Source organism: Rhizobium sp. 01N424, from assembly GCF_056399485.1.
The window spans coordinates 357,531-379,031 of record NZ_JBFTRK010000002.1; the positions used below are offsets into that span (position 1 = coordinate 357,531).

The window sequence follows — 21,501 nt, forward strand, 5'->3', positions numbered from 1 at the left end:
AGTTCTCTTCGGGACCTGTTTTCTTTTGTGTCTGTGCCTACCGGAAGACACGAAGATCAAAGGACGGGAAAATGGTAGATAAGGTACCGATGACGCAGGGTGGTTTCGTCAAGCTGCAGGAAGAACTGCGCTGGCGCCAGCAGGAAGAGCGTCCCCGCATCATCGAAGCGATCGCCGAAGCGCGTGCTCATGGCGACCTGTCGGAAAATGCCGAATATCACGCCGCCAAGGAAGCCCAGAGCCATAACGAAGGCCGTATCGGCGAGCTCGAGGACCTGACGGCACGCGCCGAAGTCATCGATCTCTCCAAGATGTCAGGCGACAAGATCAAGTTCGGCGCCAAGGTAAAGCTCGTCGATGAGGACACCGAGGAAGAAAAGACCTACCAGATCGTCGGCGATCAGGAAGCCGACGTGAAGGCTGGCCGCATCTCTATCTCCTCGCCCATCGCCCGCGCGCTGATTGGCAAGGAAGTCGGCGATTCCATCGAGGTCAACGCGCCAGGCGGCTCGAAGGCTTACGAAATCCTCCAGGTCTCCTGGGGCTGATCTTCCGTGGCCGCAGATCGCGACCCCGCCATCATCGATATCCGTGACGTCGAGATCATCGCGCCGAACTTCAAGCGGCGCCTGTCCGGCGTCACGTCGACGATCATTCAGTTGATTCCCGTGCAGCGGGCGCTCGGCCAGAAGATCGCCGCCCTCGGCCCCGGCCTGCCCGCAAGCCTGCCGCATATCCGCTTCCGCGACCTCGTCCATCTCTGGACGCCGCCAGCAGGCAGGAAACACCGCGTCTGGCACGCGCGGCGCAATGTCGAGATGCTGCCGGCGATCATCATGCGCGATCTCTTGCGCATGAAGCTGAAGATCGTCTTCACCTCGGCTTCCCAGCGCAAGCATACCGGCTGGACCAAATGGCTGATCTCGAAGATGGACGCGGTGATCGCCACCAGCGGCAAGACCTCGGCCTATCTGGAAGTCGCGAACACCGTCATCCTTCACGGCATCGACACTGCCCGCTTCTCTCCGCCTGCTGACAAGGCGGCGGCAAAGGCAGCCGTCGGCCTCGACCCCACGAAGAAGATTGCCGGCTGCTTCGGCCGTGTGCGGCATCAGAAAGGCACCGACCTCTTCGTCGACACCATGATCCGCCTCCTCCCGGAGCGCCCCGACTGGATCGCCATCATCGCCGGCCGCGCCACCGCCAAGCATATCGATTTCGAAAACAGCCTGAAAACCCGCGTCACCGCAGCAGGCCTTACAGACCGCATCCTTTTCGTCGGCGAGCACACCGATATCAACGAGTGGTACCGCGCCCTCGACCTCTTCATCGCCCCCCAGCGCTGGGAAGGCTTTGGTCTGACGCCGCTGGAAGCAATGGCATCGGGCGTGCCTGTCATCGCCACGGATGTCGGGGCGTTTCCGGAGCTGCTGGTGAATAGCGGCGATGGCCCGGAGGCCATGATTGCACGCGACAGCCTCGAGGCGATGGCAAGCGCGGCAGCGCTCTACATGCATGATATGCCGCTGCGCGAAACGCTGGCCCAAAAAGGGCTTTCCCACGTTCTTGAAGATTTCCAGATCGACATGGAAGCCAAGCGCATCGCCGCCGTCTACCGCTCCGTTTGACGCAAATTACTGGCCGCGCTTGAAAAACTCGAATCGGCGCGGTAGACCGCCCAGAGCACGGCTTAGCGTCTGAATTCGCGAACGATACGCATCATTCACTATGTTCGACGGCCAAATCATCCTTCTGCGCGGAAGCCCAGGCATAGCGTGAATCATACGGCAGGCCGCATTCAGACAGTGCGGAAATCGGCGAGAAATTCAGTACTTCAGTCCCTTGAGCGATACAGACGCCGACCCCAAGCACGACGTGGGCGAGAATACGCCGTTTCGCATGCGCTATTCCTGACTTCGCGATGCTACCAATTCTCTCGTAGAAGCGCGGCCCGTTCGCATTGGAAATATCGACGCCAAAGAACCCGATGGTCGCCGGTTTGCAGTAAGCGGCAAACTGAAACGCGCTAACTGCCACCGAACCACCTTGAAAGACTCCTTTGGATGGATCGGATGAAAATCCGGCCTCGTCGGCATGGACCCGTACGAAGTCCAGGTCAGCCAACTGAGAATATTCCCGCCGCTTGCCGCCGTAAGGTTTGCGAATGTTGTCGATCAGGATCACGGTCTTGTCAGCAAGCCAGTCGTCATTGATTTCGCATATGGCGCGGATAACCGCCGTCGAAAACAGGCAGGTACTTCCCGCCCCAATCTTTTCGGCCATAAGCTGGAAATGCCTCCAGACAAAGCGCTCATCCTCTATCGCGACCGCCAGGGGCGCATCGATCCCTTCCGTCAACAGGCTGATCGCCCCGTTCAGCAGGATAGCCGTGCGCGGACCAATAAGGGACAAATCGTTCGACCGCAGAGAAGGGCCCGAGCCGATGATGAAAATTTCCTGACTTGCAGAGTTCTTCAAGACAGCGGGGTGCAACAAGGGCGAAATGCTATTCCCGCGATAGACGATCGTTCCTGTCTCAAATGGCTGCTGTGGAATGGTCAAAGACAGGCCGGGCAGCCAGTCCTGCGTATGCGCTCCGCTTCTACCCCACAGAACGTACATAAGAATTCTAAAGATGGACCGGCGCCACGGCCGTTCGGATCCCAGCACAATAAGGCCTTCCTTGCCCACCATTTACTTCTGCCACTTGAACAGGAAATCGCAAACGTACCGGCGGACGTCAAGCATGCAAAAGTTGATAGGTATTCTGCGAGAGGGTAAACGCTTTAAAAGCATCGATAGTTCAACGGATGGCGACCTGGGAAGGCACCGTATTGTCAATAAATGCAGTTATTTTGAACGATACGCGCGGCGACAATCATTTCGGTTGTTTCCGTGTGATGCGAACCATCGAAGACAATCTCGTCAGTCGCAGAATCAACATCGCCGCGCGGAGCGTTGTCCGCAACGACTGGGAACACGACAAGCCGCTTTTGCGTGCCATAGCTGAATGCGACCTCATCATCATCAATGGCGAGGGCACGCTGCATCATGGAGCGCGCGCCGGCGAACGCTTGCTGCGGATAGCCACCCATCCAGCGCGCGGCCAAAAGCCGGTCGCCCTGATCAATGCGCTCTACCAGGAGAACCCACCGGAATGGGCTCAATATCTTGAGCGCATAGATTTGATATCGACCCGTGATTCCTGGAGCGCCGAGGCCGCATCCGCTGCCGCTGGCCGAAAGATCGATTTCCTGCCGGACCTCTCGCTTTGCAGCGGCCCCATCAGCCCCAATGCCACAGTTGCGCGCGATATGCTTCTTGTTGGAGACTCAGTGTCTCGAGAGGTATCGAAAGCCCTGCTTGATCTGGCTGCATCCCGCCCTGACGCGCGTTTGCTGCCAATCCTCAAGACCATCAAGGCCAGCAAACCAAATTTCCCGGCACCGCTGAAAATGTTACGCGAGGCCTACATTCGCCTCCATGCTGAAGCTTTCAGGCTGCAGATGCGCAATGTCTGGTTTAACAAGAACGAGGCCGGTTTCATCAATGCGCTTCAGCATGGCTACCTGCATGTGACAGGCCGTTTTCATGCCGTATGCCTCTGCATTCTGTCAGACACGCCCTTCCTGGCTCTGGAATCCAACTCCTGGAAGACAAAAGCCCTGCTCAAAGATCTTGGCCTAGATGACAGCCGCCTGACCGAAATCGGCCAGCTTCAGGAGCGTCTAAGAAAGCCGGAAGAGTTTACCTACACATCGGAAGAAGAAAAAACGATCGCCGGTGCGCTCCACAGGGCCAGCATCGATGCTTCCAGCCTTTTCGACCGCATTCAGGCTCTGGCTGACGATCGCCGCTGACGAAATTGCGCCGCCTGCGCCCTCAATCTTCAAGCATTGATATTCAGCGAGAATCGGTGATCGGAAGCCAGAAGCTTCCGGACATAGCTTTCCTCTGTGCCGTAGTCGTGCGGTGTCTCGCTGCTGTTATGCTCGTTGGACAATGACAGGCTCCGGTAGAAGTCAAAGCCATACAGCGACACCGCCAGGCAGGGCGAACGTTCGAGCAGATCGATCAGCATCAGCCCTGTCGTCGGCCTATTGCCAACTTTAGCGCAGAGTGCCTTGTGGCTCGCAGGCGGGTAAAGGAAAAAATTCGGCCATTTCAATATCCAGCCCGGTAGCGCGTTGCGTGGCGGCGACATCCACAACAGGTGGCTGGCTCCCTTTTGCGCCATGATCCGGCGATTGAGTTCTATGCTGGTCGCAATCCAGTCTGCTCTTGCCCCGTGAGAACGCTTGTCAGGCATAGGCGCCTGATTGCAGCGAATGACGAGGTCGTGACTATCGATCGACGCGCCGAAATTACTATCGGACAGGCTACGCGCGTTGCCCACCAAGGCGACGGACTTGAACCGGAGGGCGTCGAACATATCGGCCTCGCTCAACGGCGACACATAGGTCAGGCCAAACAGCCGGCGAAACTTTCCGACCACGCGGCCTCGCCTCTTCTCCAGTTTAGCGCTGAAGCGATTGACCAACCGCTGAAAGGTTCCTCTGCTCACAGATGCGCCCCGATCATCTAAGCGCTGATGCATCGGTCACCAGCGCATAGACGAGCCGCGCCAGATACATGTTCTTGGGCCGCAGAAACTTTCTAAAATAAGGGATGTCAGACAGATCCCGCTCATCCATCGCACGCTTTTCACGCTGCGAAAGCTCATGAAACTCGTAGGTCCCCCGGTAAAACGGCAGAAGCGAACGCTTCTTCTTGCCGCCGCGATATGAGACCGGAAACGGCACATGCATCATGATCGGGGCGAAGGGAAACAGCCGGACGCATCCCAAACGGCTCAACATTTTCTTGTTATCGGCCTCGCTGTCGCGAAATTCCCATTTGAGCGAGTTCAACACAGATAGCCGGATGATGCCTACGTCAGCATAGGAGCGGCGCGGGTCGCCTGCAGGAAACGCGTAAGCGCGCTGCGGCTCCACTATTTCATATTCGTATCCCTTCCGCAGGAACCGGGGATCGACCTGCAGAACCATTTTATCGCTGTTGAACAGATCGTAATATTGCTGGCAAATAGCCTCATCCATCGGCCGCACGAACTGCATGTCGTCCTGGATCAGGAAGATATACTCGTAGCCCTGAGCACCTGCCAGCTCGCACATTCTTTGAATGTTGTTGTATAAGTGGCCGTGGCGGCGCCCTTCTTTGGCACCTTCCGATGTCAGGCAATACCGGAACGAACCGCGATGCCTGTCGATGACCGCCCTCGTCTCTTCGTCCTCGCTCTGATCATCGATGATCGCCAGATCGAAGCCCGGGCACATCTTGAGCGTCGACAAGATACACCGCTCCAAGGTCTGCCCCATATTGTAGGAGAAGATGCAAAGCAGCGTATTTTCGGCAGTGAGCATAGCCTGCCCCTTAAACCTCAACCAGCCCCAACCGCTTCACCTGACGGATCGTCAGCATGGTCCTGACTGTATCGACATGCTCATTCGCCGTCAGCACCTCGATGACGAAGTCCTGAAACCGCGTCAAATTTTCCGCCACGCAATGCAGCAGGAAGTCGCTGTCGCCGGAGACCATCCAGGCCTGGCGGACCAGCGGCCAGTTGGAGGTCGCGGCGGCGAAGGCTTTCAGGTTGGCTTCGGATTGGTGCTTCAGGCCGACCATGCAGAAGGCGACGAGGTCGAAGCCGAGCTTCGGGCTGTTCAGCATCGCGTGGTAGCCCTCGATGATGCCGGCTTCCTCAAGCTTGCGTACGCGGCGAAGGCAGGGCGGCGCCGAGATGCCGACCCGGTCGGCGAGCTCGACATTGGTCATGCGGCCGTCCGCCTGCAGCTCTCTCAGAATCTTTATGTCGATGACATCGAGTTCGGCACGCACAGAGCCTCAGCCTTTCTTTAATTCGGTCGCGCCAGCTTCTATATAAAGTGCCGTAATAGGCAAGAATGTTTCGCCGTCGCGGTGGATTCTTGCACAGCAGATCGCAATGCCTTGTTGGTAATGCAAGGCTGCCCTTGAATAAAAGCACTGGACGTTCATAAATGAGCGAGGAACGCGAAACGGCCTCATTCGCTCTCTAGCCGCAGCGTCCCCGCCAGTCGAAAGGAATTCAGACATGTCCGCCCGCCACACGAAGGTGCTCATCATCGGCTCCGGCCCTGCCGGCTATACGGCTGCCGTCTATGCGGCGCGTGCGATGCTGAAGCCGGTGCTGATCGCAGGCATGGAGCAAGGCGGCCAGCTGATGATCACGACCGACGTCGAGAATTATCCAGGCTTTGCCGATCCGATCCAGGGCCCGTGGCTGATGGAGCAGATGCTGCAGCAGGCCAAGCATGTCGGCGCCGAAATCGTCAACGACCTCGTCACCGAAGTCGAGATGAACCAGCGCCCCTTCGTCGCCCGCACCGACAGCGGCCAGGTCTGGACCGCCGATACGCTGATCATCGCCACCGGTGCCAAGGCCAAGTGGCTCGGCATCGAGAGCGAGCAGCATTTCCAGGGCTTCGGCGTTTCGGCCTGCGCCACCTGCGATGGTTTCTTCTACCGCAACAAGGACGTCATCGTCGTTGGCGGCGGCAACAGCGCGGTCGAGGAAGCCCTCTATCTATCGAACATCGCCAAGTCGGTGACGGTCGTGCACCGCCGCGACAGCTTCCGCTCGGAAAAGATCCTGCAGGAGCGCCTGTTCGCCAAGGAAAACGTCAAGATTCTCTGGAATACCGAGATCGCCGAAATCACCGGCACCCCGGCCAAGCCGCCGATGCCGCCGTCGGTTTCGGGCGTCAGGCTGCGCGATACGCGCACCGGCGCAATCTCCGATACCGTTATCGACGGCGTCTTCGTGGCGATCGGCCACGCGCCGGCCACCGAACTCTTCAAGGGCAAGCTGAAGCTCAAGGACAACGGCTATCTCTGGACTGCCCCCGATTCCACCGCAACCAGCATAGAGGGTGTCTATGCTGCCGGCGACGTGACGGATGATACCTTCCGGCAGGCGATCACCGCCGCCGGTCTCGGCTGCATGGCCGCGCTCGAGGCCGAGCGATATCTGACGGGCCACATGCCCGTCGCCGTGGCCGCGGAGTAAGATCGGCTATGAGGGGTGGGGGAATGCCATTGGATTGGGACAAGCTGCGTATTTTTCACGCAGCTGCCGAAGCGGGTTCATTCACGCATGCGGCCGATAAACTGCATCTGTCTCAATCCGCCATCAGCCGCCAGGTCAGCGCGCTGGAGCAGGATGTCGGCACCAAGCTGTTTCACCGCCACGCGCGCGGCCTGATCCTGACGGAACAGGGCGAGCTTCTGTATCGCACCGCTCACGACGTGCTGCTGAAGCTCGAAACCGTGAAGATGCAGCTCACCGAGACGACGGAAACGCCGTCCGGCAAGCTGCGCGTCACGACGACGGTCGGTCTCGGCCAGGGCTGGCTGACGGACAAGATCCAGGAGTTCATGCAGCTCTATCCGGATGTCCAGATCCAGCTGATCCTCGACAACGAGGAAGTCGACGTGAACATGCGCCACGCCGATTGCGCCATTCGCCTGCGCCAGCCGCAGCAATCCGATCTGATCCAGCGCAAGCTGTTCACCGTGCATATGCACGTCTATGCAGCCCCCTCCTACATCAACCGTTACGGCGAGCCGCAGACGGTGGAGGATCTCGACAACCACCGCATCATCACCTTCGGCGAACCGGCGCCAAATTATCTGCTCGACGTCAACTGGCTGGAGATCGCCGGCCGCTCGTCGGACAACAAGCGCATTCCGCATCTGCAGATCAACAGCCAGACCTCGATCAAGCGCGCCTGCCTGCTTGGCATGGGCGTCGCCTGCATGCCGGATTATATCGTCGGCCGCGACCCCGGCCTGATCCAGCTGGCGATCAATGCGGACGTGCCGTCTTTCGATACCTATTTCTGCTATCCCGATGAAATCAAGAACGCCGCGAAGCTCAAGGCCTTCCGCGATTTCATCGTCACCAAGGCCAGAAACTGGAACTTCTAGGCGGCGTTTCCCGGAATAAATTGCCGACTATGCAACTCACGCATGACTGACATGCACAAAAGGGGGTTGCCGTTTGCCCATTTAAACACCATATCGCACATAGCTGATGCACATGGCGGCTTTTCCTCCCAGTTCCGCCGCATTAGCTGTTCCCCTCTGGAGGTTTTTGACCTTCACACCTTAAAAGGGCCCCGAGCTTTCGGTGGCCCTCTTTTTTTGCCCCAAATTCGCTGCATCGCAGCATAATTTGTGCAGCGCATAGCAGGCATGCACAAAAGTGCATTGCAACCTGCCCAATAAACCACCATATCGCACGTAGCTGATGCATTTCGTGGTTCTCTCCCAGTGCCACCGCATTAGCTGTTCCCCTCTGGAGGTTTATTGACCTTCACACCTTTAAAGGGCCCCGGCTTTCCGGTGGCCCTCTTTTTTTTTGCTTAAAATTTAATCAGAAAAATATCTCGCAAGAGCTCACACCGTCGTGACTTGCATATCGTAGACTGTCGATCCATATATCGAGAAACTTCGATTTACGGATCGGCATGGAACGATGGACAAGGACGAAATCCTCAAGGCGCTTTCTCATCCGACACGGATGGAAATCCTCAACTGGCTGAAAAATCCCGAGGCGCATTTCACCTCTCAGGAGCATCCGCTGGAAATGGGCGTCTGCGCCAGCCAGTTCGAACGCTGCGGCCTGTCGCAATCCACCGTCTCCTCGCATCTCGGCACCCTGCATCGTGCCGGCCTGGTGACCACCCGCAGGGTTGGCCAGTGGATTTTCTATAAGCGAAACGAAGAAACGATCGCCGACTTCCTCAAGCAGCTCTCCCGGGATCTCTGATCATGCCCCTCGCCCTCCTCGTCCTTGCCCTGAGCTCTTTTGCGATCGGCACCACGGAATTCGTCATCATGGGCCTGTTGCCGGAGGTCGCAGCCGATCTCTCCGTCAACATTCCCCAGGCAGGCTGGCTCGTCACCGGCTATGCGCTGGCTGTCGCCGTCGGCGCGCCGCTGATGGCCGTCTCGACCGCCAAACTGAAGCGGCGCACGGCGCTGATCGCGCTGATGGCAATCTTCATCGCCGGAAATCTGCTCTGCGCCATCGCCCCGAACTATTGGGTGCTGATGTTCGCGCGCGTCGTCACCGCGCTCTGCCACGGCGCCTTCTTCGGTATCGGCTCTGTCGTCGCCGCCGGCCTCGTCAGCGAAGACCGCAAGGCCCGCGCTGTGGCGCTGATGTTCACCGGCCTGACGCTGGCAAACGTGCTTGGCGTGCCGATCGGCACCGCCATCGGCCAGGCCTATGGCTGGCGCTCCACCTTTGCCGTGGTCACCGTCGTCGGCATCGTCACCATCCTCGGCCTGATCGCCATCCTGCCGAAGGACAAGAACGAAACGCAGGGCAGCCTGCTCGCCGAAATCTCGGCGCTCCGCAACGGCCGCCTCTGGCTGGCGCTGTCGACCACCGTGTTCTTCTCGGCCTCGATGTTCGCGCTCTTCACCTATATCGCCCCGCTGCTGCGGGACGTCACCGGCCTGTCGCCGAAGGGCGTCACCTGGACGCTGTTCCTGATCGGCCTCGGCCTCACCGTCGGCAATCTGCTGGGTGGCAAGCTCGCCGACTGGAAGCTCGGCGTAACGCTTGCCGGCGTCTTCGCCGCAATCGCCGTCACCTCGATCGTCTTCAGCTATACCAGCCGCTTCTTCATCCCGGCCGAAATCACCCTGCTCGTCTGGGCGATCGCCACCTTTGCCGCTGTTCCCGCCCTGCAGGTCGGTGTCGTCAGCTTCGGCAAGGATGCCCCAAACCTGGTCTCGACCATCAATATCGGCGCCTTCAACACCGGCAATGCGCTCGGTGCGTGGGCCGGCGGCATGGTGATCGAGAGCGGCTTCGAACTGACCCGCGTCCCCCTGGCCGCAGCGCTCATGGCCTTTATCGGCCTCGGCGCCACGGCACTCACCTATCTCTCCGCCAAGGGCAAGACAGCCCCCGCCCCGGCCGAGTGATCTCCCGCCAGAAAAGGAAATACCTTTATGACCAAGCTTTTTGAACCGACACAGGTTGGCGATATCGCCGTCAAGAACCGCATCGTCATGGCGCCGCTGACGCGCAACCGCTCGCCGGGTGCCGTTCCGAACGACCTGAATGTCGAGTATTACCGCCAGCGCGCCACCGCCGGCCTGATCATCACTGAGGCAACCCCGATCACCCATCAGGGCCAGGGCTATGCCGACGTTCCCGGCCTCTACACGAAGGAAGCGCTCGACGGCTGGAAGCGTGTCACCGCTGCCGTTCACGCTGAAGGCGGCAAGATCGTCGTGCAGATGTGGCATGTCGGCCGTATCTCGCACACCACGCTGCAGCCAAACGGCGGCAAGCCGGTCTCCTCCACAAACCGCGCCGCCAAGGGCAAGACCTATCTCGTCAACGCCGACGGCACCGGTTCGTTTGCCGAGACCTCAGAGCCCCGCGCGCTGGAAACCTCCGAGATCCCCGGCATCATCGAGGATTACCGCAAGGCCGCACGCGCAGCCATCGATGCCGGCTTCGACGGCGTCGAAATCCATGGTGCCAACGGCTACCTGCTCGACCAGTTCATGCGCGACGGCATCAACGACCGCACCGACCAGTATGGCGGCTCGATCGAAAACCGCACCAAGCTGACCTTCGAAGTGGTCGACGCCGTGACCAAGGAAATCGGTGCTGGCCGCACCGCGATCCGCCTGTCGCCGGTCACGCCGTCCAACGACAGCTACGATTCCAACCCGCAGGCGCTGTTCACCCGTGTGGTCGAACGCCTGGCGAAGTATGATCTCGCCTATATCCACATCGTCGAGGGCCAGACCGGCGGCGAGCGCGACTACAAGCAGCGCGACAACCCGTCCTTCGACTACAAGGCGCTGTGCCAGGCCTACGAAAAGGCCGGCGGCAAGGCCGACTGGATGGTCAACAACGGCTACGACCGCGCAACGGCCATCGACGCCGTCGAAACCGGCCGCGCCGACCTCGTCGCCTTCGGCAAGCCCTTCATCGCCAACCCCGATCTGGTGAAGCGCCTGGAAAAGAACCTGCCGCTCAACACCCCGGATCAGGCCACCTTCTACGGCGGCGGCCAGAAGGGCTATATCGACTATCCGCTGGCCGACAAGGTCGCGTAAGCCTGCAAAATGGCAGTTGGAGATCCCGCCCTCGTGGCGGGATTTCTCTTTTGGACCCGCCTCCACGCTTTCCCTCATTCCTGTGCTCGTCACAGAAATCCAGCGCCGCGCGTCTGCGCGGCAGAAGACTCCTTAAGGCTGTCATTCACGGCGCAGACGCGCCGCGGCTGGATTTCTGCGACAAGCACAGAAATGAGGGCGTGCGGGAGCTGGAACTCTTCAAACGCACGTCCCGGCCCACTACCTTCACCCTCATGTTCGAACCCTACCTCTCCCGCTGGGCGCTCACCCCGGACGGCACGCCGATCGTCACCCACAGCAGCAATCTCCTGCCCGTCATCTGGCGCGGCAAACCGGCGATGCTGAAAATGTCCGACGACGAGGCCGAGCGTGCCGGCGGGGCCGTGCTCGACTGGTGGGATGGCGACGGAGCCGCCAAGGTCTATGCGCATGACGCGCACGCCGTCCTCATGGAGCGATCCCTCAGCACCCGCTCGCTGCTCACCATGGCCCGAACAGGCGCCGACGACGAGGCGACACGGATCATGTGCCGCACCGCCAACAGGCTGCATGCGCCGCGGGCAAAGCCCCTGCCCGCATTGATCCCGCTGGATCGATGGTTTCGCGACCTTGCACCCGCCGCCGCCCGCCATGGCGGAACGCTCGCTGATTGCGACCGGATCGCCCGCGCATTGCTGGCAGCGCCGCAGGGCGAAGCAGTCCTCCACGGCGATATCCATCACAGCAACATTCTGGATTTCGGCGAAGATGGCTGGCTTGCGATCGACCCGAAGGGCCTCCATGGCGAGCGCGGCTTCGACTTCGCAAACACCTTCGCCAACGAGGATCTGGAGATCATTGCCACACCCGGCCGGCTGCAGCGCCAGTTGCCCATCGTCGCCGAAGAGACAGGCATCGATCCACGCCGTCTGCTGCAATGGATCGCCGCCTATTCCGGTCTTTCCGCTGCCTGGTTCCTGGGCGACGGCTCGACGGAGAGTGCCGAGCTGCAGCTGACCATCGCCCGCATTGCCATCGCCGAACTCGGCTAGCGCACCACGGCCGCGCGGCCATCGCTCAGCAGCCCCGCCGGCCTCGGCAGGCAGCCGAGCGCCATCAACGAGGCCCGCACGGCGTCGTCAACAGGCGTCTGCGGCTCACGGCCAAGCTCTGCGACCAGCTTCTCGTTCGACATCCGGATCGGCTCCTTCCAGAGATAGCGCATCTCTTTGACCTCCCGCATAACGGTGACGAAGGGCGCCGCAAGCGGCACGATCCACCACGGAAAGGCGCCGATCTTCGCCCGCCCGCCGGAGACACGGCGGATTGCCTCAACCATCTGCCTGCCGTCGCGGTCCCAGAAACCGTCCATGTGATAGACGGCGAATGTAGACAACGAGGATGCCCTTTCGATGAGTTCAGCCATCGTTTCGGCGACATCGGGAAGGTAAGCCCATTGATGGCCGATGCCTTTGGGCGGCGGGTTCTTCAGGGTCTTCACCGGCTTTCCGGGCGCGACGATCTGCGAAAACCAGCTGTTGCCGGTCGCACCCGGCCCGAAGAAATCGCCGGCACGGACGACGATGACGCCGGTCCCCTCGCTTGCCGCACGCTTCAGCCGCCGCTCCATCTCGGCACGGATCGCGCCCTTGCGGGTGACGGGGTTTTGCGGGCTATCTTCCCGCAGGATGGGAAAGGCATCCGGGCCAAAATTATACACCGTTCCCGGCAGCACGATCCGCGCGCCAACAGCCCGCGCCGCGGCGATCGTATTGCCGAGCATCGGCAGCACCAGCTTTTCCCAATCGCGATAGCCGGGCGGATTGACGCCGTGGACGATGACGCTGGCGCCATCGGCGGCGGCGGCAACATCAGCAGCATTCATCGCATCGCCCTGCACCCACTCGAATACCGGCTGGCTTTTCGATGCCTTGGTCGCATCACGATTAAGCGCCCGAATATGCCATCCGCGTCCAGCGAGGTTCCGCGCCACTGAGCCGCCGATGCCGCCTGTCGCACCAAGCACGAGCGCAATCTTCCGATCTTCAGTCATATCGATCTCCTTTGATGGAGATGATTGTCCCGCAGATCACACATAAACGAAATTGACGAAATAAATGTATCATCTATACATAAATTCATGATCGAAGAGCCAAGCTGGGATTTCTACCGCACCTTTCTAACCGTGCTCCGCCACGGATCGCTCTCGGCTGCCGCCCGCGAACTCGGCCTGACACAGCCAACCGTCGGCCGCCATATCGACGCGCTGGAGCAGGCTGTCGGCACGCAGCTGTTTACCCGCTCGCAGAGCGGATTGCTGCCGACCGAGGCCGCCCGCGCATTGGCACCCTTCGCCGAGACCATGGCGTCAAGCTCGTCGGCGCTATTGCGGGCCGCATCAGGTCACCGTAACAGGATCGAGGGAACGGTGCGCATCAGCGCCAGCGAGGTGATTGCCGTCGAGGTGCTCCCGCCGATCCTTGCATCCCTGCAGGACCGCCACCCGGCGCTCGAGATCGAGCTGTCCGCATCGGATGACGTCGAGGACCTGCTGAACCGCGAGGCCGACATCGCCGTGAGGATGATGGAGCCGCAGCAGGACGCCCTTGTCGTCAGGCGCATCGGCGACATCCCGATTGCCTGCTACGCGCACCGCGCCTATCTGGCGCGCCACGGAACACCCGAAACGCTTGAGGATATCAGGGATCACCAGCTGATCGGCTTCGACCGGCAAACAGCCTATGTGCGGACGATGGTGCAGCGCTTTCCCGCGGCAGGCGGTATTGCTTTTGCGTTCCGCACCGATAGCTACCTGGCGCAACTCGCCGCCATCAGAAGCGGCTGCGGCATCGGCATGTGCCAAACCGGTCTCGGCGACGCCGACCCGAACCTCGTGCGCGTCCTTCCTGGTATCATGGACATGCATATCGGCACCTGGGTGGCGATGCACGAGAACCTGAAGACCTCGCCGCGCTGCCGCGCTGCCTTTGATGCCCTGGTCGAAGGGTTGAAAATCTATCTGGACAATTGCGTGAGCACGCGCGCCTGACGGCGCACGATCGAAGGACGGATTTCCGGTGTCTCAGGCGCCGGGAGAGGCTTCCGCCCCGCGGCGGCCGGCAAGAAGGCCATCCACCACTTCGGTTTCCGGACGGTCGCCGCCCTCGGCATATTCCTCGTGCCACTTGCCCTTGTCGTCCTGCCAGCTGATCTCGGCGGAATCGCCGCCGACCTGCTGCTCGGCAGCAACGATACGGGCCGCCTCGAGCGCCTCGGCATGCGACGGGAAGGCTTCGGAATAGACGCCGCCGAGCCTGTAGGCCCAGCCTCCGTCATGCGGGACAACCTCATAAACCACCTTGACCATGCACCTCTCCTTTTTCTCGTGGGCGCGGCAAAGAACTTCCGGGAATGATCCGGCCGGTCGCGGCGGCAAAATAAGACGAGGGCACGCCGCGATTGTGTCCGGCAAACCGATGAGGCAGTATTCCATTAAATCCGCATTAGCGCAAATTGCGCCCTCGAAGCACCATCTTGATTAAAGAAATCATCGGCTTAGATTGATCGCATGAATCAAATCCGGAGCCAGGCGTGACACTGATTTCACGATTGCGGGACGAGAAATTTCTGATTGTCGCGTTCCTTGCCGCCATCGCCGGCTACGCGCTCGAACATAGCGTCATGGCGATGGGCCGCGGTGCCGCGCTGATCGCCGCAGCAGCCCTTGTCGGCACCATCGTTCTCGCCTCGATCCGGGTGGCGCACCATGCCGAAATCCTCGCCGTCAAGGTTGGCGATCCCTATGGCACGATGATCCTGACGCTGTCGGCGGTGCTGGTCGAAGTCATCATCCTCGCCATCATGATGTCAGGCGAAAGCTCGCCGACGCTGGTGCGCGACACGATCTATTCGGCGCTGATGCTGGATATCAACGGCATCCTCGGCCTTGCCGCCCTGCTCGGCGGCTTGAAGCATGGCGAACAGCCCTATAACGACAACTCGGGCAAGACCTATGGCGTAATGATCCTAACGGCCATCGGCATCTCGATGATCGTCCCGGAATTCGTTCCGGAAGCCAAATGGCACTATTACTCGGCCTTCACCATCGTCGCGATGATCGCGCTCTATGGGCTCTTCCTGCGCATGCAGGTCGGCCAGCACAGCTATTTCTTCAGCTACAGCTATCCCCGCGTCGAGCGGAAAGCCGGATCAACCGACGAGCATCACAGCGACGAACCGGCCTCCGCCTCGATCATCACAATCCTGGTCGGCGTCGTCATCATCGGCGGGCTTGCCGAATTCATGTCCGCCTTCATGACTGAGGGCCTGCGCGACACCGGCGCCCCGATCGCCCTGACCGCCATCGTCGTCGCCGCCATCTCCGCCGCGCCTGAGATCCTGACGGCGTTGCGCGCCGCGCTTAAGAACCGCATGCAGGCAACGGTCAACATCGCCATGGGTGCCTCGCTCTCGACGGTGATCCTGACCGTTCCGGTTATGGAAGCCATCGCGCTCTACACCGGCCAGCCCTTCGTCATGGCGATGACGCCCGTCCAGACCGTGATGGTCGCCATCACCCTGATCGCCGCCGCCATCAACCTCAACGACGGCGAAACCAACGCCATCGAGGGCATGACGCATTTCATCCTGTTCTCAACATTTCTGATGCTAACGGCGCTGGGACTGTGATCGTCAGAGGCGCGCGGCGAGAGGCCAAATGTCTCGCGAACGCGCTGGATGTTAACATCAGCAGATTCTCGACTTAGCACCGGGCGAGCAGCAGCCGACTAAAAGGATCGCGGGTATTCAGCTCCGGTTCGGCCGGTGTAGCGCGCGAGCGATATCGCAAAATGAGCCTGTCAGCCTTCGGTGCGGTCAAGCAATCTGATTGCTGCTTCTCGTAACGGCCAGAGGTTATTGGCAACGACGGTCCAGACAATGTCATCGGCGATGCGATGATATTCATGTCTGAGAACATTTCCGATACCCCGGATCTGCTTCCAGGGGATATCGGGCTCCGAGGCGACGAGGTCGTCGGGCAAATGGCGGCTCGCTTCCGAGATGATTTCCAGCGCCCGCTGGATCGCGAGCCGTAGAAGCCAGTCGCCCTTGAAATCGTCGAGAGATTTGCCTGACGTCGCTGCCAGCACACCGTCGATTGTCTCGATAATCTCAGTGATGACAGGCTTGAGTTTTCTCGGCATCAAAAGACCCGGATAGCGCTTTGCTCGATGTCCGCCTTGAGCATCGGATGCAGGCTGTCGCGTGTCGTCACGTCTACTTCGACATTCAGCTCGTCTTCGAGAAACTGCTTGATGGCGACCAGATCGATCAGGGAAAAATGCGAGCCGCTATCGTAGTCGATGAAGATGTCGAGGTCGCTATTGCTGCCGAGCTCATCGCGTGCGGCGGAGCCGAAGAGATAAAGCCCCGTCGCGCCCATGCCGCGTACGGCATCGGAATATTCGCGCAGACTTTCGAGCACGTCTTTTCGATCCATGAGCGAAAACTATCACATCACCGGATCGATCTCCACCGGCRCCCGCCCAAACAAAAAAGCCCGCCGTCTCCGGCGGGCTTTTGTCATTCCGATTATTGACGTCGCTTACTTGCAAGCGCCGCAGAAGCGCTGGATGCGGCGGCAGGCTTCTTCCAGCAGGTCTTCCGACGTCGCATAGGAAATGCGGAAGTTCGGGCCGAGGCCGAAGGCCGAGCCGTGGACGACGGCGACGCCTTCGGATTCCAGCAGTTCTGTGACGAAGTCTTCGTCGTTCTCGATCACCTTGCCCGAGGGCGCAGTCTTGCCGATCAGGCCCTTGCAGGACGGATAAACGTAGAACGCGCCTTCCGGAACCGGGCAGGAAATGCCCTTGGCCTGGTTCAGCATCGAGACGACCAGATCGCGGCGTCCCTCGAAGATCTTCTTGTTGGTCCCTATGAATTCCTGCGGACCGTTCAGCGCCTCGACGGCAGCCCACTGGGCGATCGAGGTCGTGCCCGAGGTCTGCTGGCCCTGGATCATGTCCATCGCCTTGATCAGCTGCAGCGGGCCGGCTGCGTAGCCGATGCGCCAGCCGGTCATGGCATAGGCCTTGGAGACGCCGTTCATCGTCAGCGTCCGGTCATAGAGCTTCGGCTCGACTTCGACAGGCGTCGCGAACTTGAAGTCGCCATAGGTCAGGTGCTCGTACATGTCGTCGGTCAAAATCCAGACATGCGGATGCTTGACGAGGACGTCGGTCAGCGCCTTCAGCTCGTCATGCGTATAGGCAGCGCCCGACGGGTTGGACGGCGAGTTGAACATGAACCACTTGGTCTTCGGCGTGATCGCCTTTTCGAGATCGGCGGCCTGGAGCTTGAAGTTGTTCTCCTGGGTCGTCGCGACGAAGACCGGCGTGCCGCCGCAAAGTGCGACGATTTCAGGGTAGGAAACCCAGTAAGGCGTCGGGATGACGACTTCGTCGCCGGCGTTCAGCGTCGCCATGAAGGCGTTGAAGAGAATGTGCTTGCCGCCGGTGCCAACGATCGTCTGTTCCCAGGTATAGTCGAGATTGTTCTCGCGCTTGAACTTGGCGGCAATCGCCTTGCGCAATTCCGGGATACCGGAGATCGGCGTGTACTTCGTCTCGCCGCGCTTGATGGCGTCGATCGCTGCGTCCTTGATATTATCAGGCGTATCGAAATCCGGTTCACCAGCGCCGAGCCCGATCACGTCGCGTCCTTTGGCTTTCAGCTCGCGCGCTTTCTGAGCGACGGCGATGGTGGCTGAAGGCTTCACACGGGAAAGAGCATCGGCAAGAAAGGCCATGATATCGGTCCTATACGGTTGAAACGGGCAGAAGACCGGGACCGGAGTTCTGCGCTAAGGTCTATGTCCAATGTGCGCAGGCATTTCAAGCGCAAAGGCGCGATGACGCCGATGATTCTTATTGATCGATTGCCGCACCCTGAGAGATCGTTTGTGACGCCCGGTTGAATCTGTTTGCGAAGCTCTTGAACCAATCTCTGCGCTGGTCCGGATTTACCCCTTAAAAACAGAAACTTCCCCGTTTCGGGCCTTTGCCGCAAATAAGCCGCAACAAATGCCGCGGCATGCCGCAATTCCGTCGTGAGCCCGCCGGGATCGGAGCCTCAATCTTGCACATCCGAAGTTGGTTATTGAGGGTATGCCAATGTTTCTGGAAGACGAGTTTGCGACGGAGCGGCTCCGCGTCCGCCGTGTAGCCATTTCATTCCTGATTGCGTTCACCGCATTTTTTGCATCGATCATGATGACAGCAGGCCTTGTGTCCGTTGCCCGCGCCGAAGAAGCAGCGGCACCGAAGGCGGCGCAACTGGCCGGTCTGGTTCGCCCGAACGACGTCAACAGCGGCTCGCTGCTCTTTCCGTCGAAGGATCCGGGCTTCTTCATCGAGGCGCCGCGGCTGAAGACCGATGTCGAGATGGATGTCTCCGGCCCGGTCGCCCGCGTCAAGGTCACCCAGCGCTTCCAGAATCCCAGCAAGGGATGGGTCGAGGGCACCTATGTCTTCCCGCTGCCGGAAAATTCCGCCGTCGATGAGTTGAAGATGCAGATCGGCGATCGCTTCATCGAGGGCCAGATCAAGCCGCGCCAGGAAGCCCGCGAAATCTACGAGCAGGCGAAAGCCGAGGGCAAGAAGGCAGCGCTTCTGGAGCAGCAGCGCCCGAACATCTTCACCAACCAGGTCGCCAATATCGGCCCCGGCGAAACCATCGTCGTGCAGATCGAGTATCAGCAGGCCGTTCACCAGTCCGGCGGCGAATTCTCGCTGCGCTTCCCGATGGTCGTCGCCCCCCGCTACAATCCTGCTCCCGTCGTCCAGACCGTCGAGTTCAACAATGGCGCTGGCTTCGCCGTGCCGACTAACCCGGTTCCGAACCGCGACAAGATCGAGGCACCTGTCCTCGACCCGCGCGAGAACGCCAAGATCAACCCTGTCGCGCTGACCGTGAACCTAAAAGCCGGCTTCCCGCTCGGCGACGTCAAATCCGCCTTCCACGATGTCGATATCAAGCAGGACGGCGACCAGAACCGCGTCATCAGCCTGAAGGGCGAGTCCGTTCCGGCCGACAAGGATTTCGAGCTGACCTGGAAGGCAGCACCTGGCAAGACGCCGAGCGCCGGCCTGTTCCGCGAAGTGCTGGATGGCAAGACCTATCTGCTTGCCTTCGTCACCCCGCCCGCAACGCCGGATGCATCGGCGGCACCTTTGAAGCGCGAAGTCATCTTCGTCATCGACAATTCCGGCTCGATGTCCGGAGAATCGATCGCCCAGGCGAAGGAAAGCCTGGCTCTGGCGATCTCCAAGCTCGGTGCGGACGACCGTTTCAACGTCATCCGCTTCGACGACACGATGACCGATTATTTCGGCGGCCTTGTCGGCGCAACGCCCGACAATCGCGAGAAGGCGATCGCCTATGTGCGCGGCCTGACCGCCGACGGCGGCACCGAGATGCTGCCGGCGCTCGAAGACGCCTTGCGGAATCAGGGATCGGTCGCCAATGGCGCGCTTCGCCAGGTCGTCTTCCTCACGGATGGCGCGATCGGCAACGAGCAGCAGCTATTCATGGAGATCACCAACAACCGCAGCGATGCCCGCGTCTTCACCGTCGGCATCGGCTCGGCCCCGAACTCCTATTTCATGACCAAGGCCGCCGAGCTTGGCCGCGGCACTTTCACCCATATCGGCTCCACCGATCAGGTCGCCACCCGCATGGGCGAGCTCTTCGCCAAGCTGCAGAACCCGGCGATGACCGATATCGCCGCGACCTTCGAAGGCACGCAGGCGAGCGACATCACCCCGAACCCGATGCCCGATCTCTATACCGGCGAGCCGGTTGCCCTGACGGCGGAACTGCCAACAGATAAACCCGCAGGCAAGCTGCAGATCACCGGCAAGACCGGCGCCCAGCCCTGGCGCGTCGAGATGGACATCGCCAATGCCGCCGATGGCAAGGGCCTTTCCAAGCTCTGGGCCCGCCGCAAGATCGATGATCTCGAAGCCCGCGCCTATGAGCGGCAGGATCCGGCCGCGCTCGACAAGGATGTCGAGGCGATCGCCATGGCGCATCATCTCGTCTCCCGCGTCACCAGCCTCGTTGCCATCGACGTCACGCCATCGCGCCCTGACGGCCAGCCGGTTACCTCGACCAAGCTGCCGCTGAACCTGCCCGATGGCTGGGACTTCGAGAAGGTGATGGGTGAACCCGCAGCCCCTGCTCCATCAGGCAGCGCACCGGATCACGCCATGGCCAAGCCGCAGATGGAATTCGCGGCCCTCGCCAACCAGATGGCCGCCGCTCCGACCCCGGCCGCCGCCAATCTGATCGCGCAGCGTTCCGCCTCGGTAAAGCTGCCGCAGACGGCAACGCTCGCCGACCAGCAGATCATGCAGGGCCTGACCATGCTGTTGGCAGCACTCGCCGCGGCCGGTGGCTTTGCCATCTGGCGCCGCCGCCTGCGCGGCCTCGTCATCCCGGGAGGCCGCTGATGGCGAATATGCAGAGAGGCAGCTGGAACGAGGAAACGGGCGAATTCGCGCCCCTTCCGAGCTATCTGGAAATGATGATGGCGAATGCCGCCGCTACGGCGTTCGATGTGGAACAGCCGCGCAGGAGCTTTTTCTCCCGGCTCTCGCCGATGGAAAAGGTCGTCGCCTTCGGCATTCTCGGCCTTGGCCTTTATGGTATGGCACTGGTCAGCAGCGGCTTCTATCTGAAGGGCAAGGCGGAGCTTTCGCAGGTCCTTCTGAAGCGCGCCTTCGCCGCCGAGCTGCGGGGCGAAGATGCCAAGCCGTGGCCCTGGGCCGATTTCACCACCGAAGCCGAAGTCAGCGCCCCGCGTCTCGGCAAGACGGCGATCGTGCTGTCTGGCGCATCCGGCGAAGCGCTGGCCTTCGGCCCGGCCTGGCTCAGCAATACGCCGCAGCCGGGCGACGAGGGCACATCGGTGATCGCTGCCCACAGGGACACCCACTTCCGCTGGCTGAAAGACGTGAAGCCCGGCGACGACATCGAAATCAAGCGCCGTGACGGCACCTTGCTGACCTTCAAGACCACCGACGCCCGCGTCGCCCGCTGGGATGAGAGCGGCATCGATGCGGCGGCAAACGGCCGTCACCTGGTGCTGACCACCTGCTGGCCCTTCGACGCCACCGAGCGCGGCCCGATGCGCTACATCGTCGAGGCCGACCTGGTCGATACGATCCAGACCGGCACCGTTCAAACCGGCAACACAAAGCCGTTATCCGGCACCTAGCGAGGTTGAAGCGATCGCCCCCGCGCGCC

At 60.7% G+C, this 21,501-nt stretch carries 22 protein-coding genes; 13 read left to right on the plus strand and 9 right to left on the minus strand.

Features of this window, described 5'->3' with window-relative positions:
- Window positions 1–71 precede the first annotated feature (71 nt).
- Window positions 72–548: a transcription elongation factor GreA gene (gene greA / locus AC1DNK_RS07450; RefSeq protein ID WP_112515781.1), complete on the plus strand. Its 477-nt coding sequence runs from the start codon at window positions 72–74 to the stop codon at window positions 546–548.
- Window positions 549–578: 30 nt separating this feature from the next.
- Entirely contained in the window at window positions 579–1,628 is a 1,050-nt protein-coding gene (locus AC1DNK_RS07455; RefSeq protein WP_477940905.1) for a glycosyltransferase family 4 protein, read from the plus strand.
- A 91-nt stretch (window positions 1,629–1,719) separates the two neighbouring features.
- Here AC1DNK_RS07455 and AC1DNK_RS07460 read toward each other — a convergent pair whose 3' ends face one another.
- Window positions 1,720–2,694 (minus strand): glycosyl transferase, encoded by a 975-nt coding sequence (locus AC1DNK_RS07460; protein ID WP_112515780.1) that lies wholly within the window; start codon window positions 2,692–2,694, stop codon window positions 1,720–1,722.
- Between the two features lie 116 nt (window positions 2,695–2,810).
- On the opposite strand from AC1DNK_RS07460, the gene AC1DNK_RS07465 reads away from it, so the two are divergent.
- Complete coding sequence (locus AC1DNK_RS07465; RefSeq protein WP_477940249.1) at window positions 2,811–3,860, plus strand: polysaccharide pyruvyl transferase family protein; 1,050 nt, start codon at window positions 2,811–2,813, stop codon at window positions 3,858–3,860.
- A 29-nt stretch (window positions 3,861–3,889) separates the two neighbouring features.
- On the opposite strand, the gene AC1DNK_RS07470 is transcribed toward AC1DNK_RS07465, so the two are convergent.
- Genes AC1DNK_RS07470 through AC1DNK_RS07480 form a run of 3 tightly spaced genes read right to left on the minus strand, consistent with a single transcriptional unit; the run spans window position 3,890 to window position 5,898 of the window.
- Window positions 3,890–4,540: a glycosyltransferase family 29 protein gene (locus tag AC1DNK_RS07470; RefSeq protein WP_162702684.1), complete on the minus strand. Its 651-nt coding sequence runs from the start codon at window positions 4,538–4,540 to the stop codon at window positions 3,890–3,892.
- A 37-nt stretch (window positions 4,541–4,577) separates the two neighbouring features.
- The gene (locus tag AC1DNK_RS07475) at window positions 4,578–5,423 is read right to left on the minus strand and encodes a hypothetical protein (protein ID WP_477940250.1); all 846 of its coding nucleotides are present in this window, start codon (window positions 5,421–5,423) and stop codon (window positions 4,578–4,580) included.
- A 10-nt stretch (window positions 5,424–5,433) separates the two neighbouring features.
- The gene (locus AC1DNK_RS07480; RefSeq protein WP_112386306.1) at window positions 5,434–5,898 is read right to left on the minus strand and encodes an Lrp/AsnC family transcriptional regulator; all 465 of its coding nucleotides are present in this window, start codon (window positions 5,896–5,898) and stop codon (window positions 5,434–5,436) included.
- A 235-nt stretch (window positions 5,899–6,133) separates the two neighbouring features.
- Between AC1DNK_RS07480 and trxB the strand changes: the two genes are divergently transcribed.
- The 6 genes from trxB (at window position 6,134) to AC1DNK_RS07510 (ending at window position 12,245) form a co-directional block, all read left to right on the plus strand.
- The gene (gene trxB, locus AC1DNK_RS07485) at window positions 6,134–7,108 is read left to right on the plus strand and encodes a thioredoxin-disulfide reductase (RefSeq protein ID WP_112386305.1); all 975 of its coding nucleotides are present in this window, start codon (window positions 6,134–6,136) and stop codon (window positions 7,106–7,108) included.
- 23 nt (window positions 7,109–7,131) lie between these two features.
- Window positions 7,132–8,028, plus strand: a complete 897-nt coding sequence (locus tag AC1DNK_RS07490) for a LysR family transcriptional regulator VtlR (RefSeq protein ID WP_112386304.1) — start codon at window positions 7,132–7,134, stop codon at window positions 8,026–8,028.
- Between the two features lie 550 nt (window positions 8,029–8,578).
- Window positions 8,579–8,872 (plus strand): ArsR/SmtB family transcription factor, encoded by a 294-nt coding sequence (locus AC1DNK_RS07495; RefSeq protein ID WP_477940252.1) that lies wholly within the window; start codon window positions 8,579–8,581, stop codon window positions 8,870–8,872.
- A 2-nt stretch (window positions 8,873–8,874) separates the two neighbouring features.
- Window positions 8,875–10,041: an MFS transporter gene (locus AC1DNK_RS07500; RefSeq protein WP_112515775.1), complete on the plus strand. Its 1,167-nt coding sequence runs from the start codon at window positions 8,875–8,877 to the stop codon at window positions 10,039–10,041.
- Window positions 10,042–10,068: 27 nt separating this feature from the next.
- Entirely contained in the window at window positions 10,069–11,193 is a 1,125-nt protein-coding gene (locus AC1DNK_RS07505; RefSeq protein ID WP_477940254.1) for an alkene reductase, read from the plus strand.
- A gap of 254 nt (window positions 11,194–11,447) precedes the next feature.
- Complete coding sequence (locus AC1DNK_RS07510; protein WP_477940906.1) at window positions 11,448–12,245, plus strand: aminoglycoside phosphotransferase family protein; 798 nt, start codon at window positions 11,448–11,450, stop codon at window positions 12,243–12,245.
- Here the strand turns inward: AC1DNK_RS07510 and AC1DNK_RS07515 are convergent.
- Window positions 12,242–13,246, minus strand: a complete 1,005-nt coding sequence (locus AC1DNK_RS07515) for an NAD(P)H-binding protein (RefSeq protein WP_477940256.1) — start codon at window positions 13,244–13,246, stop codon at window positions 12,242–12,244. The two genes, AC1DNK_RS07510 and AC1DNK_RS07515, sit on opposite strands and share 4 nt — an antisense overlap.
- Before the next feature lie 87 nt (window positions 13,247–13,333).
- Here AC1DNK_RS07515 and AC1DNK_RS07520 point away from each other — a divergent pair, with 87 nt between their 5' ends.
- A complete protein-coding gene (locus AC1DNK_RS07520; RefSeq protein WP_477940257.1) occupies window positions 13,334–14,242 on the plus strand; it encodes a LysR family transcriptional regulator in 909 nt (302 codons plus the stop codon).
- Window positions 14,243–14,275: 33 nt separating this feature from the next.
- On the opposite strand, the gene AC1DNK_RS07525 is transcribed toward AC1DNK_RS07520, so the two are convergent.
- A complete protein-coding gene (locus AC1DNK_RS07525; protein ID WP_112537843.1) occupies window positions 14,276–14,560 on the minus strand; it encodes a DUF2188 domain-containing protein in 285 nt (94 codons plus the stop codon).
- A 224-nt stretch (window positions 14,561–14,784) separates the two neighbouring features.
- On the opposite strand from AC1DNK_RS07525, the gene AC1DNK_RS07530 reads away from it, so the two are divergent.
- Window positions 14,785–15,882, plus strand: a complete 1,098-nt coding sequence (locus tag AC1DNK_RS07530; protein WP_477940258.1) for a calcium:cation antiporter — start codon at window positions 14,785–14,787, stop codon at window positions 15,880–15,882.
- A gap of 170 nt (window positions 15,883–16,052) precedes the next feature.
- On the opposite strand, the gene AC1DNK_RS07535 is transcribed toward AC1DNK_RS07530, so the two are convergent.
- The 3 genes from AC1DNK_RS07535 to AC1DNK_RS07545 all read right to left on the minus strand — a co-directional run bounded on the left by AC1DNK_RS07535 (window position 16,053) and on the right by AC1DNK_RS07545 (window position 18,001).
- Complete coding sequence (locus AC1DNK_RS07535) at window positions 16,053–16,397, minus strand: HepT-like ribonuclease domain-containing protein (RefSeq protein WP_477940259.1); 345 nt, start codon at window positions 16,395–16,397, stop codon at window positions 16,053–16,055.
- The gene (locus AC1DNK_RS07540; RefSeq protein ID WP_477940261.1) at window positions 16,397–16,693 is read right to left on the minus strand and encodes a nucleotidyltransferase family protein; all 297 of its coding nucleotides are present in this window, start codon (window positions 16,691–16,693) and stop codon (window positions 16,397–16,399) included. Before AC1DNK_RS07540 ends, AC1DNK_RS07535 begins: the two co-directional genes overlap by 1 nt.
- 105 nt (window positions 16,694–16,798) lie before the next feature.
- Window positions 16,799–18,001 (minus strand): pyridoxal phosphate-dependent aminotransferase, encoded by a 1,203-nt coding sequence (locus AC1DNK_RS07545; protein ID WP_477940262.1) that lies wholly within the window; start codon window positions 17,999–18,001, stop codon window positions 16,799–16,801.
- Window positions 18,002–18,365: 364 nt separating this feature from the next.
- On the opposite strand from AC1DNK_RS07545, the gene AC1DNK_RS07550 reads away from it, so the two are divergent.
- Window positions 18,366–20,705, plus strand: coding sequence for a marine proteobacterial sortase target protein (locus tag AC1DNK_RS07550; RefSeq protein WP_477940263.1), 2,340 nt, complete (start codon window positions 18,366–18,368; stop codon window positions 20,703–20,705).
- Window positions 20,705–21,472, plus strand: coding sequence for a class GN sortase (locus AC1DNK_RS07555; protein WP_477940265.1), 768 nt, complete (start codon window positions 20,705–20,707; stop codon window positions 21,470–21,472). The genes AC1DNK_RS07550 and AC1DNK_RS07555 overlap by 1 nt, the downstream gene beginning before the upstream one ends.
- Window positions 21,473–21,501: the final 29 nt, after the last annotated feature.

Excerpts from the sequence above, each read along its gene's own strand:
- greA (WP_112515781.1), top strand. The coding sequence starts at position 72 with ATGGTAGATAAGGTACCGATGACGCAGGGTGGTTTCGTCAAGCTGCAG.
- AC1DNK_RS07460 (WP_112515780.1), bottom strand. The coding sequence starts at position 2,694 with ATGGTGGGCAAGGAAGGCCTTATTGTGCTGGGATCCGAACGGCCGTGG.
- AC1DNK_RS07465 (WP_477940249.1), top strand. The coding sequence starts at position 2,811 with ATGGCGACCTGGGAAGGCACCGTATTGTCAATAAATGCAGTTATTTTG.
- AC1DNK_RS07475 (WP_477940250.1), bottom strand. The coding sequence starts at position 5,423 with ATGCTCACTGCCGAAAATACGCTGCTTTGCATCTTCTCCTACAATATG.
- trxB (WP_112386305.1), top strand. The coding sequence starts at position 6,134 with ATGTCCGCCCGCCACACGAAGGTGCTCATCATCGGCTCCGGCCCTGCC.
- AC1DNK_RS07490 (WP_112386304.1), top strand. The coding sequence starts at position 7,132 with ATGCCATTGGATTGGGACAAGCTGCGTATTTTTCACGCAGCTGCCGAA.
- AC1DNK_RS07495 (WP_477940252.1), top strand. The coding sequence starts at position 8,579 with ATGGACAAGGACGAAATCCTCAAGGCGCTTTCTCATCCGACACGGATG.
- AC1DNK_RS07500 (WP_112515775.1), top strand. The coding sequence starts at position 8,875 with ATGCCCCTCGCCCTCCTCGTCCTTGCCCTGAGCTCTTTTGCGATCGGC.
- AC1DNK_RS07505 (WP_477940254.1), top strand. The coding sequence starts at position 10,069 with ATGACCAAGCTTTTTGAACCGACACAGGTTGGCGATATCGCCGTCAAG.
- AC1DNK_RS07510 (WP_477940906.1), top strand. The coding sequence starts at position 11,448 with ATGTTCGAACCCTACCTCTCCCGCTGGGCGCTCACCCCGGACGGCACG.
- AC1DNK_RS07515 (WP_477940256.1), bottom strand. The coding sequence starts at position 13,246 with ATGACTGAAGATCGGAAGATTGCGCTCGTGCTTGGTGCGACAGGCGGC.
- AC1DNK_RS07520 (WP_477940257.1), top strand. The coding sequence starts at position 13,334 with ATGATCGAAGAGCCAAGCTGGGATTTCTACCGCACCTTTCTAACCGTG.
- AC1DNK_RS07525 (WP_112537843.1), bottom strand. The coding sequence starts at position 14,560 with ATGGTCAAGGTGGTTTATGAGGTTGTCCCGCATGACGGAGGCTGGGCC.
- AC1DNK_RS07535 (WP_477940259.1), bottom strand. The coding sequence starts at position 16,397 with ATGCCGAGAAAACTCAAGCCTGTCATCACTGAGATTATCGAGACAATC.
- AC1DNK_RS07540 (WP_477940261.1), bottom strand. The coding sequence starts at position 16,693 with ATGGATCGAAAAGACGTGCTCGAAAGTCTGCGCGAATATTCCGATGCC.
- AC1DNK_RS07545 (WP_477940262.1), bottom strand. The coding sequence starts at position 18,001 with ATGGCCTTTCTTGCCGATGCTCTTTCCCGTGTGAAGCCTTCAGCCACC.
- AC1DNK_RS07550 (WP_477940263.1), top strand. The coding sequence starts at position 18,366 with ATGTTTCTGGAAGACGAGTTTGCGACGGAGCGGCTCCGCGTCCGCCGT.
- AC1DNK_RS07555 (WP_477940265.1), top strand. The coding sequence starts at position 20,705 with ATGGCGAATATGCAGAGAGGCAGCTGGAACGAGGAAACGGGCGAATTC.